The sequence below is a fragment of the Planctomonas sp. JC2975 genome (genome assembly GCF_012985205.1).
Taxonomy (GTDB): domain Bacteria; phylum Actinomycetota; class Actinomycetes; order Actinomycetales; family Microbacteriaceae; genus Humibacter.
Map to the genome: position 1 here is coordinate 1,953,336 of NZ_JABEKS010000001.1, position 18,358 is coordinate 1,971,693.

11 protein-coding genes are annotated in these 18,358 nt (G+C 67.6%); 7 read left to right on the forward strand and 4 right to left on the reverse strand.

Features of this window, described 5'->3' with window-relative positions; translation table 11 throughout:
- Nucleotides 1–111 precede the first annotated feature (111 nt).
- Nucleotides 112–8,256 (reverse strand): DUF5979 domain-containing protein, encoded by an 8,145-nt coding sequence (locus tag HII28_RS08795; protein ID WP_170025059.1) that lies wholly within the window; start codon nucleotides 8,254–8,256, stop codon nucleotides 112–114.
- A gap of 173 nt (nucleotides 8,257–8,429) precedes the next feature.
- On the opposite strand from HII28_RS08795, the gene HII28_RS08800 reads away from it, so the two are divergent.
- On the forward strand, nucleotides 8,430–9,647 hold the full coding sequence (locus tag HII28_RS08800; RefSeq protein ID WP_170025060.1) for a cation:proton antiporter: 1,218 nt from the start codon (nucleotides 8,430–8,432) through the stop codon (nucleotides 9,645–9,647).
- Between the two features lie 200 nt (nucleotides 9,648–9,847).
- On the opposite strand, the gene HII28_RS19895 is transcribed toward HII28_RS08800, so the two are convergent.
- Entirely contained in the window at nucleotides 9,848–11,509 is a 1,662-nt protein-coding gene (locus HII28_RS19895) for a serine hydrolase domain-containing protein (RefSeq protein ID WP_205864607.1), read from the reverse strand.
- A 125-nt stretch (nucleotides 11,510–11,634) separates the two neighbouring features.
- Here HII28_RS19895 and HII28_RS08810 point away from each other — a divergent pair, with 125 nt between their 5' ends.
- The gene (locus HII28_RS08810; RefSeq protein WP_240977281.1) at nucleotides 11,635–12,216 is read left to right on the forward strand and encodes a TetR/AcrR family transcriptional regulator; all 582 of its coding nucleotides are present in this window, start codon (nucleotides 11,635–11,637) and stop codon (nucleotides 12,214–12,216) included.
- Entirely contained in the window at nucleotides 12,213–13,604 is a 1,392-nt protein-coding gene (locus HII28_RS08815) for an MFS transporter (protein ID WP_170025061.1), read from the forward strand. The genes HII28_RS08810 and HII28_RS08815 overlap by 4 nt, the downstream gene beginning before the upstream one ends.
- Here the strand turns inward: HII28_RS08815 and HII28_RS08820 are convergent.
- Nucleotides 13,579–14,304, reverse strand: coding sequence for an NTP transferase domain-containing protein (locus HII28_RS08820; RefSeq protein WP_170025062.1), 726 nt, complete (start codon nucleotides 14,302–14,304; stop codon nucleotides 13,579–13,581). The two genes, HII28_RS08815 and HII28_RS08820, sit on opposite strands and share 26 nt — an antisense overlap.
- A 109-nt stretch (nucleotides 14,305–14,413) precedes the next feature.
- Here HII28_RS08820 and HII28_RS08825 point away from each other — a divergent pair, with 109 nt between their 5' ends.
- The 4 genes from HII28_RS08825 to HII28_RS08840 are packed head-to-tail and all read left to right on the forward strand — an operon-like array spanning nucleotide 14,414 to nucleotide 17,463.
- Nucleotides 14,414–14,809: a TOBE domain-containing protein gene (locus tag HII28_RS08825; protein WP_170025063.1), complete on the forward strand. Its 396-nt coding sequence runs from the start codon at nucleotides 14,414–14,416 to the stop codon at nucleotides 14,807–14,809.
- A gap of 55 nt (nucleotides 14,810–14,864) precedes the next feature.
- Complete coding sequence (gene modA / locus HII28_RS08830) at nucleotides 14,865–15,659, forward strand: molybdate ABC transporter substrate-binding protein (protein ID WP_170025064.1); 795 nt, start codon at nucleotides 14,865–14,867, stop codon at nucleotides 15,657–15,659.
- Nucleotides 15,656–16,471, forward strand: a complete 816-nt coding sequence (locus HII28_RS08835; RefSeq protein ID WP_170025065.1) for an ABC transporter permease — start codon at nucleotides 15,656–15,658, stop codon at nucleotides 16,469–16,471. The genes modA and HII28_RS08835 overlap by 4 nt, the downstream gene beginning before the upstream one ends.
- A complete protein-coding gene (locus HII28_RS08840) occupies nucleotides 16,468–17,463 on the forward strand; it encodes an ATP-binding cassette domain-containing protein (RefSeq protein ID WP_346769242.1) in 996 nt (331 codons plus the stop codon). The genes HII28_RS08835 and HII28_RS08840 overlap by 4 nt, the downstream gene beginning before the upstream one ends.
- 108 nt (nucleotides 17,464–17,571) lie before the next feature.
- Here HII28_RS08840 and narI read toward each other — a convergent pair whose 3' ends face one another.
- Entirely contained in the window at nucleotides 17,572–18,330 is a 759-nt protein-coding gene (narI, locus tag HII28_RS08845; protein ID WP_170025066.1) for a respiratory nitrate reductase subunit gamma, read from the reverse strand.
- Between the last annotated feature and the right edge of the window lie 28 nt (nucleotides 18,331–18,358).

Consider the following 18,358-nt stretch of genomic DNA (forward strand, 5'->3'; position numbering starts at 1 on the left):
AAGCGGAATCCGTACCACGGAAGAGCGGGGTAGTCGGCTTCAGCGTGCGCACGGTCATCATCGAGCGCACCCTCGCGGCCGGACTCGTTCACTTTCGGGGACGGGCAGGCCTCAGGCCCGGCGGCGGCGCAGGATGCCGGCGAGCGCGATCCCGAGACCGGCGACGAGCAGGCCGATCGCGGTGATCAGCGCCGGCACCAGACTCGAACCCGTGCCGGCCAGCCAGGACGACGTGGGATCGAACGAGTTCGTCACGACCACCTGCACAGCTGTGCCGTCGCCGACCGTGACGGATGACGTCTGCACGTTGCCCTCGGTCGCCGGAGTCATCTGCACCTGGAGGGCACCACCGGTATCGGTCTCGCTCACGACGCACTCCGCGCCCACCGGCAGGTCGGAGTACGTGACGGGATCCGCCACCGTCAGCGAGCGGTCCGCACCTCCCGGAATGGCGATCGCGCCACCGTTCCAGGTGCACGCCAGGTGCACACCGAACGTGTCGTTCTGGTGCTCAGACGCACCGGGCCCGTCCACCTTCTTCGAGACGACGATCTGACCGATCGTGAACGTGTTCGTGACGGTGACGCTCACCGTGTCCTCGGCGCCGATCGTCACGACGTGCGGATCGATCGTGGTGTTCTGCGCGCCGGCCGCATCCGGTTCGGTAACGATGCACGTGGCGCCCGTCGGCAGTCCGTCGATCGTGGTCTCCAGCGGATCGTCACCACCGAGTACGACGTCGTTCGAGTAGACGATGTTCGGATCCGCTCCCGAATAGGTGCACAGCACGTGCAGCGTGAACGGTCCGGCGCCCCAGGTGGCAGCGCCCGCGCCATTGACGACCTTCAGCAGATCCAGCGACCCCGCCGTCATGGTGTTCGTGAACGCGACGGTCGTGACGGAGATGATGCGGACCCCGATCGCGAATTGCACGCTGTCGCCAGACGAGCTGACCGGCGGTTGGCCGGTCTGGTTGAGGGTGATGTCGGTCGAACCGGCACCGCCATCGTCGGTCTCGGTCACGGTGCACACCGAATCCGTCGGCAGATCAGAGAAGGACTGCGACCCGCCATCCGTGATGCTGAAGGTCGTGTCCAGGGTGGACACGCCGTTGTACGTGCACGACGCGGCGAATGTGAACGCCTGGTCGTACACGAGCGGATCGCCGTTGCGGTCCACGGCATCCGAATCGACCGTCTTCGTCACGGTGAATCCGCCGACCGTGTAGGCGTTGATCACGTGCACCTGGACGGTGTCATCGGTCCCATTTGAGGTGACGGTCACGCTCTGCGGAACCACAATCGAGGCGACGGCACCGGAATCGTCGGTCTCCGTGATGCTGCACACCGTTCCGATCGGAAGGTCGTCGTAGACCACCGGCGTACCCACGGTGAGTTCACGTGCCGCGCCGCCCGGCACCGTGATGGTCTCTCCCTGATACGTGCACGTGGCAAGAATCTGGAAGGTGTCACCGACGTGGCTCCCGCCGGAGGCGCCGGCGATGACCTTGTCGACCTGGATGCTGCCCACGTCGAACGTGTTCGTCACCGTGAGCTGTAGCGGCGTCGTCTGACTGGTGATCGTCACCTCGCTGACCTCGTTGCCGTCGGCATCCGTGATCGTGGTGCTCGTCGCCCCCTGGTCGTCGATCTCGGAGATGTCGCAGACCGCACCGATCGGAAGCGGATCGTATGACGCCTCCCAGTTGCCGGCCGACGAGAGTTCGCGGGTGGCGCCGCCGGGAATGCTGACCGGCGAGCCGTTGTACATGCAGGCCACGCTCACCTCGAACGGTCCTTGGCCCCAGGTCGCTGCGCCATCGCCGTCGATGATCTTGTGGATGTTCAGCGCACCGGTCTGGAAGTCGTTAGTGGCCGTGAAGGTCTGCGTGTCGCCGTCACCGACGGTGACGGAGTCCGGGGTCACGTTGTGCGTCTGTGCGCCGGCGAAGTCGGTCTCTTCCGTCGTGCAGGATGCCCCAGTCGGCAGGTTGTCGATCGTCTTGGTGAGGTCGTCAGGCGGCGACAGCTGGAACGTCTCGTCGTAAACCGTGTTCGGGTCGGCACCGTCCAGTGTGCACGTCGTGTGGAACGTGAACGGTCCCTGCCCGTAATCCGCGGCACCCGATCCGGTGATGACCTTCGTGATGCTCACCGAACCGACCGTCATGTGGTTGGTGAACGCGGCCGTCGTGATGGTCGCGTTCCCGTCGCCGACCGTGAACTGAGTCGAGGATCCAGTCGTGGTCGATGTGTCGCCGCCCGTCGTCAACGTGATGTCGGTGGACCCGGCTCCGCCGTCGTCCGTCTCTGTCACGGTGCACTCTGCTCCGGTCGGGATTCCAGTGAACGCCTTGGACTCGCCATCGTGCAGGGTGAACGTCTGGTCGGCGGCGGTCACGGCCTCCTGCCCCAGATACGTGCAGGATGCGGTGAACGTGAATGCCTGGTCGTAGACGATCGCATCACCGTCCTGGTTCTCCGCACCGCCGTTGTCCACGGCCTTGCTCACCGTGAAGCCCCCAGCCGTGAAGGTGTTCGAGATGGTGAAACGCGCCTCATCCGGAGTGCCGACGTACGGATGATCCACCTGGTCGTTCGTGCTGACGTCGCGGTCAGCGGTCAGCGGCGTCGTCGGACTCACGGTCGCGGTATCGCCGGGAATCGCCGGATCCTCGACGACCGTGCAACTCGCGAAGAGCGGCAGGTTGACCGGTCCCGTCGTGTTGTCGTAGACGAACACGCTGCCGTCCGACGGCACACTGGGGCGGCTCGCGTCGCTGCCGTCGGCGAACATCAGATCGACAGCCTGCCCGTTCGACGTGCACGTGACCAGCATCGGATACGAGTTCGGCAGGTTCACGTCGCCCGAGAAGTCGGGGGCGTTCACCTCCTTCACCATCTGCAGCTGTCCGGTCGCTGTGGCGACGGCGACGCGCTGCGGCTCGGCCGGCAATTCTCCATGCTCCGGCTGGGACACCGTCGCGACCGTCCGAGACGCGCCCGCGAAGGAGTTGTACGCGATCGGCTCGCCCGACGGGACCGCCGACTCCTTGGGAAGGACCGACGGCGTGCGCGTGTCGAAGGAGATCGAGAGCGTCGAGCCAGGGCGCAGCCCCGAGCCGAACGGGGTCTCCGGGTAGGTCACGACGAACTCGACGCTCCGCGCCGCAGCGAGCTCCGACTCCGGGGTGCTGGAGTCGAACGCCGTCCAGCCGAAGTCGCACGCCGGATCCGTCGACGTCTGATCGGTGTAGACCCTGATCGCGTTCTCGTTGCAGTCCTGGCTGAGCACCTGCGTCGAGTAGTACGCGGTCAGCGTCGCCAGAGGATCGAGATTCGCCTCGACGCTTCCTACCAGCGTGGTCGCGAACTGCGATCCACGGCCTCCCGGCACGATCACGCCCTGGTCACCCACCGCAGGCAACGTGTCCACGGCCGCGATCACGCGGGCGTTCGCATTGCCCGAATTGGTGAAGTCGAGCTTCCAGGTCTCGTTGCCGCCGGGTCGAGTGATCGGTGCGCACGGGTAGCTGTAGAAGTCGTCAGTGGATGTGCTGCACTCGTCGGCGCCGGTGCCTGCGACGTTGAGCACGCCGAGGTCGTCCTGGCTCGGATCGGCGGGATCCCCTGCGCTGTCGCCCTTGACCCACTTCTTCATCGAGACGACGGAGCTGGCCGCCGGCGCTACGGTCGTGTCCGCCGCGCAGTCTGCCACGTTGTGGGTGTCCGGATTGGGCACCATGTCGGTCGTCGTCGACTGACACGTCTCGAAGAGACGATCAGACGTCGCCGTCACCGTGTTGTGGATCACAGTGTCCGGATCGAGCCCGGGGCGGAACAGCAGTGGAGCACCCACCGTCAACGTCCACCCGTGCACGAAGACGAAGTCGTCGGGTGTCGTCACGGTGATGATCCCGGTCGACTCGTCGAGATGCGCGGAGAAGCCCGTCGTGTCTCCGATCTCGCCGTTCGGTCCCATGAGAGTGAACGTGTAGGCGGGCGGTGTCGGCTCAATCACCGGCGACTGCGCCGGGTTCCCCACTAACGGCGTGATCTGGTCGGTGACCGTCAGCCCCGTCATGTCCCATTGGCCGGTGTTCGTGACGGTGAAGACGTACGGGATCGAACCGTTCGCGTCGAGCAGCGCCGCCGATCCTCTCGTCTTCGTCACCTTGACGGAATTCACGAGGTGCTGCACGAGGGTGGTCGCTGTTGCCGATGAGTCGTCAGTGAAGCTCTCCCCCGGACCGAACTGGGCGTCGCCGTGCGAGCGCACCGTATTCGTGATGATGCCGAGCTGAGTCTCGCCGGGGTTCGGCTGCAGGTCGGGACGGTCAGTGCCGACCAGCAGGCTCGGATCGCTGCGCGTGAACTCCCGCCGCATCGTGCTCAGCGAATAGCTGAGCTTCGGGTTGTACGGCCGCTCCCACTGCACAGGCGTGCCGTCCACGAGTTCGCGCGCCTCGAAGCGCACCCCGACTACTTGCGATGCTGACACCCCGTTCGGCAGGTCGAACGTGACCGTTCCGGTGGACGACACCCACTCACCCGTCGTCCAACACGCGGAGGTCTGCGTGACGATGGTGCCGTTGCAGGATGCCACGAGCTGGCCGGCCACGACGGCCCAGGTGATCGTCTTGCCGTTGGCCGGGTCGTCCGTGAGCACATCCATCCGCACCTCGTTCACCGGAACGGGCACCGAGATGGACGCTCCGGTGTAGTCCATGGTGTTCCAGAACGTCGGCGTGTCATCAGTCGTCGTCATCAGGATGGTGCGGGCGTTCCCGTCGGGCTGCGACACCAGAGTCGAGGTGTAGTTGGGAGGCGTGACGTCCTCGGTCATGGTCGGCGGGTCGATCGACTTCTGGGTCGTGACGGTGTAGTTCGCTTCGACGATGTTGAACGACGCGTTGGCGTCGGCCTCGCCGGAACTGCAGAACCCGCTCGGCGGGTCGGTGCACGGGATGCGGTCGGGGCTGTCCACTTGCACGTGTGCGTCGTTCTCGACGGCGTTGCCGTTCGTCGGCTGCATCGGCAGCCCCGACGAGCGATAGGTCGATCGCAGCTGCCACGTGAGCCCCACGATGCCTTGTGCTGCCGTGTTGATGATCGGGGCTCCGTCGGGCGTGCCGAACGACACCTGGATGCCCGTCACGGTGGACAGGTCCGTTGGCGACAACGCCTGGGCGTCAGCCAGTGTGTAAGTGCCGGCCGCGGTGCCGCCGGCCAGGGTGACAGTCGTATCGTCGGCCGTGGCACCGGGAGGCGGGGTGACCGTGTCGATCGAGTAGAGGTTCAGCGTGTCGAAGACGGTTGGCGCTGCCTGGCTCGCGGACGGATCGGAGATGACCATCGACGAGATCTTGCCTGCAGTGTTGTTGGTGCCGGTCATCGTCGAGGAGATGAGCGGATAGTCGGACTGGTCCGTTCCCTCCTGTGGCAGGCCGAGGTCGGCCTGGTCGAACGACTTGGACAGTTCGACGTTGACAGGCGAGTCCGTGATCGTGATCGTGTCGTTCGCCGACGAGGTGTACACGCTGTCGTCCTGCAACGTGCCATCGCCCTGCACCGTGTTGTTCACGACGCCCGGATCACCCGTGTTGTATGTGTACGTGTGCTCGGTGCCGAGCACGTACTGCGTGGGATTGCTGCGAAGCGTGTCGCGAAGGGTCCACACCAGGTTCAGTGGACGCGAGAAGTCGTACGACGACCCGACGCCCGCCCCGGCAGTGCGCTCCGAATAGACGAACCTCAGGCCAGTGGCCGCCTGTTGCTGAGCCCCGCTGAGGGTGTAGCCGCCGAACTGACCCGTGCAGCCGCTCGCGCAGGCCTGAGCCGTGATGTCCACCCACGCGCCGTCCTCGTAGAGGCTCACCTCGCTGATCACGTCCTGTGCGATCTGCGGATCATCGGCCGTGGTGATCGGCGCGATCTGCTTGAGGTTCCACGCGTCGAAGACGCTCGTGGAGACATCGGTCAGCTCGCCGAGCGATGCCGGATCGCTGATCGCCATCGATTTCAGATTCAGGCCGGAGGTCGACCAGCCGATCCGCGTGGTGCGATCCTCGCCGGAGAGCGCAGGGACCGTGTCCTGCGTCCATGCCTTGTCCACGAGCTGCGGCCCCGTGCCGCCGCCGTTGATCGGGATGATGTCGATGCTGGCGTCCGCGCACGCCGTCTGCGGCGAGCGCACCGCGTTCGGGTTGGCGACCTTGCTGCAGACGCCGTTGTCGACGGTGACCGGAGTGTCGTTGGTCTGCGTCGTCTCGACGCCTATGGTCGGGGTCACATTGAATCCGGGCGGCAGTGTGTCGGCGCATCCGCTTGCCGTGCTCGGCAAAAACACGAACTGGATGCCGCCGATGTCGGACTTCAGGTCGGCCGGAACGGTGTACGTGTAATTCTGCACCGGCCCCTCGATGCCGCTGGCACCCGGGAACGTCACGTACTTTCCCTGAGACACGGACCAGTAGTTCACGGTGAGGGTGGAGCAATTGGGGATGTCCGTCTGCACGTTGTCAGCCGTGAACTGGTTCCAGAATCCCGTCGTGTCCGTCCCCGGGCTGTTCGGGTCGGAGATGACGAGAGTGTTGGAGCCCACCGACGAGTCGTCCGACACCTTGCCGGTGAGTGAGATCGTGGCCGTGGTTCCAGGGACGCCGTAGATCTGGGACGGCGTCATCTTCTTGGTCACCTCGGTGTCGACAGTCAGCGGCGAGATGGTGAAGTCCGCCTTCGTGTCCGCGGTGCCCGTCTGGTCCTCGGTGTTCGTGACGGAGGTGTCGACGAAGTTCGTGCTCGATTTCACCGTGACGACCCGGTTGGCCGTGACGTCGATCGGGATCTCCGCGTACGTGCCGGATTCGATGCCGTCGGTGCCCGGCGACTCGTACGTCACGCTGAATCCGTCGACCGTGCAGCCGGACTGCGGATCCGGCAGCGTGTTCACCGCCGTCGTCGAGTCGGTGGTGGACGCGCAATCGGTGTATGTGTACGTGATCGTCGCCTCGGTGGCCGCTACCGGCCACGTGAGGTTGCTGCCGAATCCGGTGAACGTGAGTCCCTGCTCGCTGAAGCCCGGCTGTCCCGCCGTGGGTTCGTTGATCGTCAGGGACTCGACATCCTGCGCCCCCACTGTCGCCTTCACGTCGGCCGTCGCGGCTTGCCCAGACAACAGCGTCGTGTCGTCGAACGACTTGGTGATCGACACGTCCGGCGCGTTCGCAGACATGGTCACGTCTGCGCTGTCGGTCGCCGGGTCACTGGACTCTCCGTTCTTCTGCACGATGGTGCTGGCGTCGTTGTGGATCGTGACCGAATCGCCCTCGGGGATAGTCGTGACCTGGTCGTTGGTGGTCGAATGGATGACGACCTTCCCTGAGGCGCCGGGCGCGTACGTGCCGTGGAAGGTGACGCGGATGCCCTCCGGCGTGTCCGGGGGCACAGGGGCCGTCGTGGTCCACGTGCCGTTCACCAGATACTCGATGTCAGTGCTCGTCGTGGTCGGAGGAGGTGTGATGTCCGGGGCACCGCTGAAGTCGAGGTACTGGAGGTTCGTGGGCGGATTGGCAGGGTCGACGGGATCCTGCACGACGATCGTGTCGACGTTCTGGTTCGACTGGTTACTTGGCGTCAGCGTCCAGTCGACCGGTCGCCCCGGCACGGCCGGGATCGTGCTGACCGAAGCGTTCTTGCTCATGCCGGCGTCAAGCGTCGTCGGCACGTTCAGCGTGACATCCGCCGTCCCGTTCTTGCTCGGCGCGTTGTCGGCGTTCGCCGTTGCGGTGTTCGTGATGGTCTCGCCGTTGTATGTGCCCGGCACATCGGTGGGCACTTGCGCAGAGACCGTGATGATGACCTGATTGCCGGCGATCATGCCGGTCTCAGGCGTCCCGTTGTAGGTCCAGCCTTCTGTTGGCGTCACGACGAAGCCGGTCGAACCGGCGTAGCTCACGCTGACCGGTCCACCGGACGAGAGCGACGCGGTGACCTGCGGGCTGGCATTCGGATTGAGCACGAGCGGAGCCGGCAACTCGTCCGCGACGTTCGCGTTGACGCAGCCGCCGACCGTCGTCGAACTGCACGAAACGGTGATGCGGTACTGGAACGTGTCGCCCGGTTGGAACGTGGTCTGCGTACCGACCACTTCCTTGGTGATCTGGAACGCCGCATCGGGATCGGCCGCGGCTGCGGGCGCCGTCCCGATCAAGGCTCCACTGAGCGTGAGAGCGACGACCCCGACGATCGTCGCCACCCGCATTGTCCACGAACGCAGTCGCACGTGTGCACCCCCCGATGCCGACGATCCGATGGCAGGCCGAACCGCCGTCGCCCTCCCATCGTGCCTCTGACCATCGGGTCGCGCCACCCTCGACCCCATCCGAGTTGGGTGAGATGACCCAGGCAGGGTGCTCATACGATCGCCCCATGGATGCCAGGATCGCGCCCATCGTGCTCATCCCCGCGCTGGCTCTTCTGGCGCCGATCTTGTCGACGCTCGTCGGCCGTTTCGTAAAAATACCCCTGGTCGTGTACGAAATCGTGCTCGGCATTCTTGCGGGTCCCAGCGTGCTGGGCTGGATCCCGAAATCGGATGCCCTCACCACCTTCTCCAACTTCGGCCTCGCGTTCCTCTTCTTCATGGCCGGCAACGAGATCGACTTCGCGACGATCAAGGGGCGCCCGCTGAACAGGGCCATCATCGGGTGGCTCATCTCGCTCGCGGGCGGACTCGTGCTCGGCATCCTGCTGGCGCCCACTCCGATCGCGGGGATCTACGTCGGCATAGCGCTGTGCTCGACCGCGCTCGGCACGCTCATGCCTCTCCTGCGCGACGCCGGTGAGCTGCGAACACCGTTCGGGCTCGCGGTGACGGCCGTCGGCGCGATCGGCGAGTTCGGCCCGCTCGTCGCGATCTCGCTGTTCCTCTCCGGACGCACGCCGCTCGCCGGGGCCCTCGTGCTGATCGGGTTCGTCATCATCGCGGGAGTCGGGGTGTGGCTGGCATCCCGCGGAACGCACGAGCGGTTCCACCGTCTGGTGACCGCAACAATGCACACCAGCGGCCAGTTCGTCGTGCGCTTCGCCGTCGCGATCATCGCCGCGCTCGTCGGGCTCAGCATCGCGCTGGGGCTGGACATGCTGCTCGGAGCGTTCGCCGCCGGCATCCTGAGCAAAGTGTTGCTCTCCGGCGCCAAGCCCGAGACGTCCGAGCAGATCGAGGGCAAGATCGAGGCTGTCGCGTTCGGCGTCGTCGTCCCGGTCTTCTTCCTCACGACTGGCGTCAACTTCGACCTGCTCGGGCTGCTCGCGGACTCGCGGGCGCTCATCCTGCTGCCGATCTTCCTGGTGCTCTTGCTCGTCGTGCGCGGTCTCCCTGGGCTGATCGCCTCACCGAAGGGCGCGACCGGCAAGGACCGCGGCGCGCTGGCGCTCTTCTCAGCAACCGCGCTGCCCATCATCGTTGCCGTGACGAACATCGGTCTGAAACAGCACGACCTGTCGTCGGGAACGGCAAGCGCACTCGTCGGCGCCGGGATGCTGTCGGTACTGCTCTTCCCGGTGATCGCACTGGCGCTGCGGCGCAGCTCAGCCGACGGCGGCGTGCGCCCGCCTGACGCTGAGCACGTGCCGACCGTAGGGTGAGCGGCCCTGCTGCCGATAATCTTCGGCTGCTGACGCCTCGTACCGGCCTGTTCCGTGCCTGGCACGACGCGACCCGCGCTCCGAAATCCGGAGCTCGCAACGAATACCGAAGGTTTCCTCCGGTATTCGGCGCGAGAGCGCAATCACTCCGGTTTTCGTAACGCGACGCGCGACGTGGCGCACGGCGGGCCGCGGCCCGGTCAGCGCTCGACGACGAACGACTCCCCCGGGCGCACCGCGCGAAGCTGGTAGGCGCCGGCGAAGCCGAGCGATCGCGAGGTCCACTGGGCGGTGACGGTGCTGGCCTGCGTGTCGAACGTCAGCGTGAGGCGATGCGGGGTGTCGATGAAGGCGACGTCGATGCGCGGGGTGGCGACGGAATCCGCATCGAGGATGCCGCCCCTCGCCGCGATCGGAACCTCGAGCGTTCCCGAGTCCCCGCCCTCGGTCACCGCCCACGAGCCGTCACCGACCCGGCCGCCGACCGAGCCTGTCGGCGTGGACGGCGTCTGCGGCACCGCGACGGCGGCGATCCAGCCCTGGGCGCTCGCCCGGTCCGGGTCGTCGACGGCGTCGTCGAGGGGCACCGCAGACGTTGTCGGGCGCTGCGACCCATCGGCCGACGCACTGCCGGCCGGGTCCTCGTGCAGCGCGACCGTCCAGCCGTCGGCGTCGCGCTGCAGCACGACGCGCGTCAGCTGGGGGTATCCGTCGGGAGCATCCGGGTCACCCACCGAACGGTACTCACCGGCCGCCGAGGCGTCCAGCTGCGCGAACGGCCGCAGATCCGCGGGGAACGGGATGCTCAACTCGAGACCGAGCAGCGCCTCGCCGCCGTCCGGCCGAGGTGCGAGCGGCTCGTCGTGGAACGCAGGAAGCAGGTGCTCCCACACCAGGTTCAACTCCTGCTGCATGTCGTGCACCTGCGCAGTGATGGCCACCACGGCATCCTGCTCGGGAAGCACGAGGCAGAACTGGCCGAAGGCGCCGTCTCCGCGGAAGCCGTGGCGCGACATCCAGAACTGGAAGCCGTATCCCTGGGCCCAATCGGACTCCGGGGCCAGCGGATCTCCGGGCGTCGCGTTCGCCACCTGCAGGCTCGTCGCCTCCTTCACCCACCACTCGGGGAGCAGACGCTCGCCGTCCCACACTCCGCCGTCGAGGTAGAGCCGTCCGAGCTTCGCGATCGCCTCAGGCGGCGCGAAGAGTCCGGAGAAGCCCAGTTCGACATCTGCCGGCTGCTGCTGCCACCCGAGCGGCGGGATTCCCAGAGGCTCGAAGAGCCGCGTCTGCAGATAGTCGGTGAGGCGCTGTCCCGAGCGCCGCTGCACGATCACGCCGAGTGTGTAGGTGGCGAGTTGGTTGTATGTGAACACCGTGCCGGGCTCGCGCTCCGGCGGGGTGGCAAAGAACTGACGGATCGGATGCTCGCGGTCCTGCCAGAACGACACGATCATGTCCTGCAGGTGGCCGGTCGCCATCGAGGCGAGATGCCGCACCAGGATGCGCCGGCTCTCGGGCGCGACGCTGTCCGCGTACTCCGGAAAGTAATCGACGGCGGAAGTGTCCAGGTCGAGGAGGCCCTCTGCGGCGGCGAATCCCGCTGCCGTGCTCGTGAAGCTCTTGCTCAGCGAGTACACGAGCTGCGGACGGGTCGTCGCATACGGCGCCCACTGAGCCGAAGCGACCACCGCGCCATGCCGGACCACGATCAGTGCGTGCGGATCGATCGCGGGATCCGCGTCGTAGGCGTCGATGAGCGCGCGGATCCCCGCCGGATCCACGCCCTCGGCCTCCGCGGTGCTCGTGCGCCAGAACGCGCTGGCTCGGGTTTCGGTCGGCTGGCCGGATGAGGTGGGCACAGGCATCCTCTCGTCGTCGCTGAGCGTGTCGTCCGAGCATGTCATTTCGGGCGCAACCGCGCGGAACGCACCTGCCGGGCAACGGCATCGGCAAGTCCATTTGTTACTAGTCACTAACTAGTAACATGACCACCATGGCGGAGCGGATGCGCGGGGACGCGCGGCGGGCACAGGTACTGGAGATCGCGGGCCGCGAGTTCGCGGAGCGCGGGCTCTCCGGCGCGTCCGTCGAGGCGATCGCACGCGAGGCGGATATCACCCAGGCCTACGTCTTCCGCATGTTCGGCACCAAGAAGGCGCTGTTCCTGGAGCTCGTCACAGCGGCGTTCGACAGGGTCAGCGAAGGCATGATGGCGGCCGGCGAGGGGATGACGGGCACCGAGGGCCTCTCCCGCATGGGCGCCCAGTACTACGACCTCCTCGCCGATCGCACGGCGCTCCTCCTTCAGCTGCAGGGTTTCGCCGCCTGCGGAGATCCGGAGGTGCAGACGGCCGTGCGCGAACGACTCGCCCGCATGTGGCACGTCGTCGCCGACACGACCGCCCTCGACGCCGTCACCGTCAAGTCGTTCCTCGCCTTCGGCATGCTGCTGAACGCCGGAGCCGCCGTGGACGTCGCGCACATCGACGAGGCGTGGGCCGACGGAATCCGAACGCTCGTCAAGCCAGGACTGTTCGACCACATCACGGCCGAGACGAACCGGTGAGCGCGCCGCCGACCGCCGCCTCTCCGCGCCGCCTGGGTGCAGCGCTCGTCACCATCGCGTTCCTCGGCGCCGTCATCGGCGGCGTCGGCGCACCACTCATCACGTCAGTGGCGCTCGACCTCGCCGTCCCGCTGGATGCCGCGCAGTGGACGCTCACCGTCACGCTCTTCTCCGGTGCGATCGCCGCCCCCGTGCTCGGTCGCCTCGGCACCGGCCCCCACCGACGCACCACCGTGCTGATCACCCTCGGACTGGTCGCACTCGGCGGCCTTCTGACGGCCGTACCGCTGCCCGCCGGTGGCTTCTCATTCGGCGTGCTGCTGGCCGGCCGCGCACTGCAGGGCCTCGGTCTCGGGGCCCTGGCCCTGCTGATGAGCGTCGCCCGCGACCATCTGCCGCCGGAACGAGCCCGCTGCGCCATCGCGACCATCTCCGTCGCGGGAACCGTCGGAATCGGCATCGCCTACCCGCTCATGGGACTCGTCGACCAGTACCTGGGACTCCGCGCTGCCTACGGGCTCGGCTTCCTCATCTCGCTCACCGGGCTCGTCATCGCGTGGAGGGCGATCCCGCGGGATGCGTCGCGTGCGAGCATCCGCATCGACATCGGCGGCGCCGTGCTCCTCGGCATCGGCACGCTCGGCGTGCTGCTCTGCGTGGCGCAGCCTTCCGTGTGGGCGAAAGTGTGGGTCGGGGCAACCATCCTCGTCACCGCCGGCATCGCGCTGGCCGCGTGGGTGGTCGTCGAGCGGCGCTCGTCCGCCCCGCTCGTCGACGTGCGCCTGCTCGCGCGCGCCGGACTCCTGAGCGCCAACGCCGCGATGCTCGTCTCCGGCGTCGGCATGTACCTCCTGTTCTCGCTTCTCACCCGCTTCGTGCAGACGCCGCAGGCCGCGGGCTACGGATTCGGGCTCTCCGGGCTCGCGGCGGGTGCGGCGCTCATCCCGTTCTCGTTGTTCGGGTTCGCGGCGGGACGACTGACGCCCTGGATGACGCGCCTCGCGACAGCGAGGTGGGCGTTCGTGATCCATGCCTCGTTCGTCGCCGTTGCCGCGCTCGTCTTCGCGACCCTTCCGGGATCGCTCATCGCGACGCTCGCCGCGATGGCCGTGCTCGGCTTCGGTGTCGGCGGGGTCTCCGCGACCATGCCGGGGCTCGTGCTGGCTGGCTCGCCCAGTGAGGAGACGGCGAGCGTTCTCTCCATCAACCAGATCGTCCGCAGCGTCGGGTTCAGCATCGGCAGCGCCCTCGCCGGACTGCTGCTCGCCACGGCGACCCCGCACGGCAGCGTGTTCCCGTCGGAGAACGGCTATGCCATCGCCGCGGCGTGCGTGCTTCCGCTTCTCGTGCTCAGCGCGGCCGTCATTCTGGTTCCCCATCGCCGGTGAAGCGCTCGTAGTCGTCCCAGGTGTCGATGTCGTCGGCGACATGTGCGTCGTCCGCGATGGTCGTGACCGCCAGCCCGGCGAGCAGGGCGCGGACCGACTGGTCGCGTCCGGCATCCGGAAGAGCGGATGCCGCTGCCCGGAGTGCCACCGTGCGGTAAACGCCCGTGAGCCATTGCGACCGTCCCGTCGCATCCGCGAGGCAGGCGCCGTCGGAGTCGGGCGGCAGCGCGCCCAGCTCCCGGTCCAGACGCGCGACCGCCTGTTCCACGTGCGGGAGGTCGCAGGCGAGCACGAACGTCCACGCGGGGTTCCCACGCGGATGGGGCGCCGCCAGCGCAGTGGCGATGGCCGCCGCGGGACCTGCGAACGGCGGATCCTCACGGCGCCACTCGATGCCCGCACGCTCGCTGGCGGTCGTCTCCGTGTTTCCGGATTCGGCACCGCCGGACTCCGCGCCTCCTGATCCTTCGCCTCCGGATCCCTCGCGGCCATGGCCGGGCGCCTTCCCATCGCCCGGACGCGGCCCCACGATCACGATGGCTTCGCATCCGACTGCGGTCACGGCCGCGACGGCCGCATCGAGCAGCGAGCGTCCGTTCACCTTCAGGGAAGGCTTGTCGATGCCGCCCATGCGGGAGGCACGGCCGCCTGCGAGGAGGATCGCGCCGCGGGAGGTCGCATCCGGATCTGCGGTGCTCATCGCCCCAGCATGACAGCATGCCGACCACGGCCGGAGTCAGCCGGCAGAACGCCGCAGCTGCGGCTGAGAACGTGCGAAAGAGCCGCAACTGCGGTGCTACGGTGACCACATGTCCGCAAGCTACAAGATCGCGCAGGCCGCGCGACTCCTCGGCGTGAGCGACGACACCGTGCGTCGGTGGGTGGAGCAGGGGACGCTTCCGGTGACGGATGCCACGCCCACCGAGATCCCGGGCGAGGCGCTCGCCCAGCGTGCGGTAGAGCTCGCGCGTGCTGCTGACGACCCGACCGACGTGCTCTCCAGCGCCCGCAACCGCTTCACGGGAATCGTGACACGTGTCATCGCAGACGACGTCATGGCACAGGTGGACATCCAGGCAGGTCCGCACCGTGTCGTCTCGCTGATGAGCGCCGAAGCCGTGCGAGACCTCGGGCTCGAGGTCGGCTCACTCGCCGTCGCCGTCGTGAAGGCCACTACCGTCATCGTCGAGGTGCCGGGCACCTGACCCCTGCATCACCACTACTGCCACGAGCACCACTGAAATCCTCGGAGGAACGACAATGCGCCGCCTGCCCCTTCTCCTCGCAGCCACCGCGTCGGTGGCTCTTCTGCTGTCCGGATGTTCCGGGACCTCGGGTGCCGGCAGCACGACGACGGCGACGGCCACCTCGACCGCCGACGCTCTCAGCGGCGACCTCGCCGTGTCAGCAGCGGCATCCCTCCAGGGCGCGTTCGACAAGGCGGCGGCGGAGTTCGAGAAGGCGCATCCCGACGTGCACGTCACCGCGAACTACGACGGATCCAGCACCCTGGCGACTCAGATCATCGGCGGTGCGAAGGTCGACGTGTTCGCATCGGCGGACCAGGCGAACATGGCGAAGGTGACGGATCCGGGACTGGCATCCGATCCGACGGTCTTCGCCCGCAACACGCTCGTGATCGTGACGCCCAAGGACAACCCTGGCAACGTGAAGTCGCTGAGCGATCTGTCGAACCCGAACCTCAAGGTCGTGCTCTGCGCGCCCGCCGTGCCGTGCGGATCCGCCGCGCAGACGCTGCTGAGCAACCAGGGCGTGAAGGTCACGCCAGTGAGCCAGGAGCAGAACGTGACGGCGGTGCTCACCAAGGTGGAGACCGGAGAGGCCGACGCCGGACTCGTCTACGTGACGGACGCTGCCACCACCGACAAGGTGAAGACGATCGTGCCGGAGGGCGCCGACAAGGTGGTCAACTCGTATCCGATCGTGGTGCTCAAGGGTGCCCCGAACCCGGCGGCGGCGAAGGCGTTCGCCTCGTTCATCACCGGACCCGACGGGCAGAAGATCCTGGCGTCATTCGGATTCCAAAAGCCATGAACCGTCGCGGCTACGCGCCGCCCGTCCTGGCGATTCCTGCGATCGTGGGACTGCTGTTCCTGACGCTGCCGCTGGCCGCACTGGTCGGCCACGTCGAGTGGTCGACACTGTGGGGCGACATCACCTCACCGCAGGCGCTTGAAGCCCTTCGTCTTTCCGTGACGACGGGACTCATCGCCACGGCACTGTCGCTCGTGCTCGGCGTGCCGCTCGCGCTTCTCATCGCGCGGTCCGGCGCTCGCACCGCCGCCGTGCTCCGCGCCGTCGTCACGGTCCCCCTGGTCCTGCCGCCGATGGTCGGTGGCCTCGCGCTGCTGTTCCTGTTCGGCCGCACCGGATGGCTGGGCTTCACCGGATGGCAACTCCCCTTCACGACGTCCGCCGTGGTGCTCGCGCAGACGTTCGTGGCGTTGCCGTTCCTCGTGCTCGCCCTGGAGGGCGCGCTGCGCACCTCGGGACTCGAGTACGAGCGCACGGCGGCGAGCCTCGGGGCCGGGCGATGGACGACGCTCTGGCGGGTGACGCTGCCGCTTGCCGGTCCCGGTCTGCTGTCCGGCGTCATCCTCTGCTTCGCGCGCGCCGTCGGCGAGTTCGGCGCCACGGCTCTCTTCGCCGGCAACGCGCCCGGCGTCACCCAGACCATGCCGCTTGCCATCTACACGGCGTTCAACGGCGGCGGGGTCAGCCAGGATGCCGCCGTCGCGCTGTCCCTCCTCCTGTTGGTGACGGCGATCGCGGTGCTCCTGCTCGTGCGCGCCTGGCGTCCGGATGCCGCCGCGAAGGAAGGCATGACCAAGGAGGTCGTGCAGTGAACGGGCCGGCGGCAGCGCCCGACGACCCGGCCGACGACGCCGTGTGGTCCGACGACTCGGTGCAGTCGCCCGATGCTGCATCCGGATCGGTTCTGGATGCGCGCATTCGCGTTGTCCACGGTGCATACGGGCTCGACATCGAGGTGCACGCCGACCCCGGCGAAGTCGTCGCCGTGATGGGTCCGTCCGGGGCCGGCAAGTCCACCATGTTCGAGGCGATCGCGGGCTTCGTGCCGCTCACCGACGGCGAGGTGCGGCTCGACGGCCGCACGCTGGACGCGGGATCCGGTCCTCACGTGCCGTCGCCCGTTCGGGGCGTCGTGCTCATGGGACAGGACGCCCGACTCTTCCCGCACCTCTCGGCCCGCGAGAACGTGGCGTTCGGTCCGCGAGCGCGCGGCACCTCGAAAGCCCGCGCCCGAGCGGATGCCGATGCCTGGCTCGCCCGCGTCGGCCTCCCCGGTCTCGGCGACCGACGCCCCGAGCAGCTGTCCGGCGGTCAGCAGCAGAGGGTCGCGCTGGCCAGGGCGCTGGCAACGGGTCCGCGACTCCTGCTCCTCGACGAGCCGTTGCGCGCGCTGGATCCGGAGACCGCGACGGGGATCCGCCACCTGCTGCGTGACGTGCTGACGGCGACACCGACCACGACGCTGGTGGCGACGCACGATGCGGTGGACGCTGCATCCTTCGCCGATCGACTGGTGGTGCTCGAGTCCGGACGGGTCACGCAGTCGGGAACCGTGCACGACGTTCTGAGAGCACCCGCCACACCGTTCGTTGCGGTCGTCGCCGCCACGTTGCCGCTCACGTCCGACGACACCGCGCAGAGCCGAGGGGCGCACGACGCCGGCTGGAGCGTGCGAGTCGTGCATGTGGCATCCGACGAGACAGGACTGCGCGTCCTGGCGCGTACGCCGGACGGCGACGAGGTCGTGCTGCACCTCCCGTCGGACGCGCACGTCGCCGTCGGCTCGACGGTCAGCATCGCCTGACGGCCGACTATCTGGCCCGAGTGGTCGCTATCCGTCGGCGTCCACGACAGAACGCGCCGGAAGTTCGAGTGCTTCCGAGGGTGTGAGGGTGGGTGCGGCGGGTGGGCGCTACGGGCGGCGCAGCCGCTCCGCGTCGGGCGTCGTGACCGGGTCCCAGCCGCGACGCGGCGGACGGTTCCCGCTGCGGTCGTCGCGCGAGCGGTAGACGATATACGGCCGGAACAGGTACTGCACCGGCGCCGAGAACACGTGCACCAGGCGGGTGAACGGCCACAGGATGAACAACACCGTCGCGCACAACGCGTGCAGCTGGAAGATGATCGGCGCCTCGGCCATCAGCTGCGGCTGCGGCTGGAAGATGATGATGCTGCGCACCCACGGGCTGATCGTCTCGCGGTAGTTGTATCCCTCGCCGAAGAGCTGGTAGCCGAACGTGGCCATGGTGCCGAGCAGCAGCGTCAGTCCGAGGAACACGTACATGACCTTGTCCATGCGCGTCGTCGCGAGGAACACCGGTCCGACGGTGCGCCGACGGTAGATCAGGATGGCGAGCCCGGCCAGTGTGAGGATGGCAGCCGCCGTCCCCAGCACCGTCGCGCCGATGTGGTACATCAGCTCGTTGATCCCGATCGCGAACAGCCACTCCTCGGGGATGAGCAGGCCGACCGCATGCCCGACGAGCACGAACAGGATGCCGAAGTGGAACATCGGGGATCCCCAGCGCAGCAACCGGTTCTCGTACGTCTGGCTCGACCTCGTCGTCCAGCCGAACTTGTCGTAGCGGTACCGCCAGATGTGGCCGACGATGAACACCGCGATCGCGATGTAGGGCAGCGCGACCCACAGCAGCATGGACCAGGCGTTCATTCGCTCTTCCTCTTCACTCGTGTGTCGT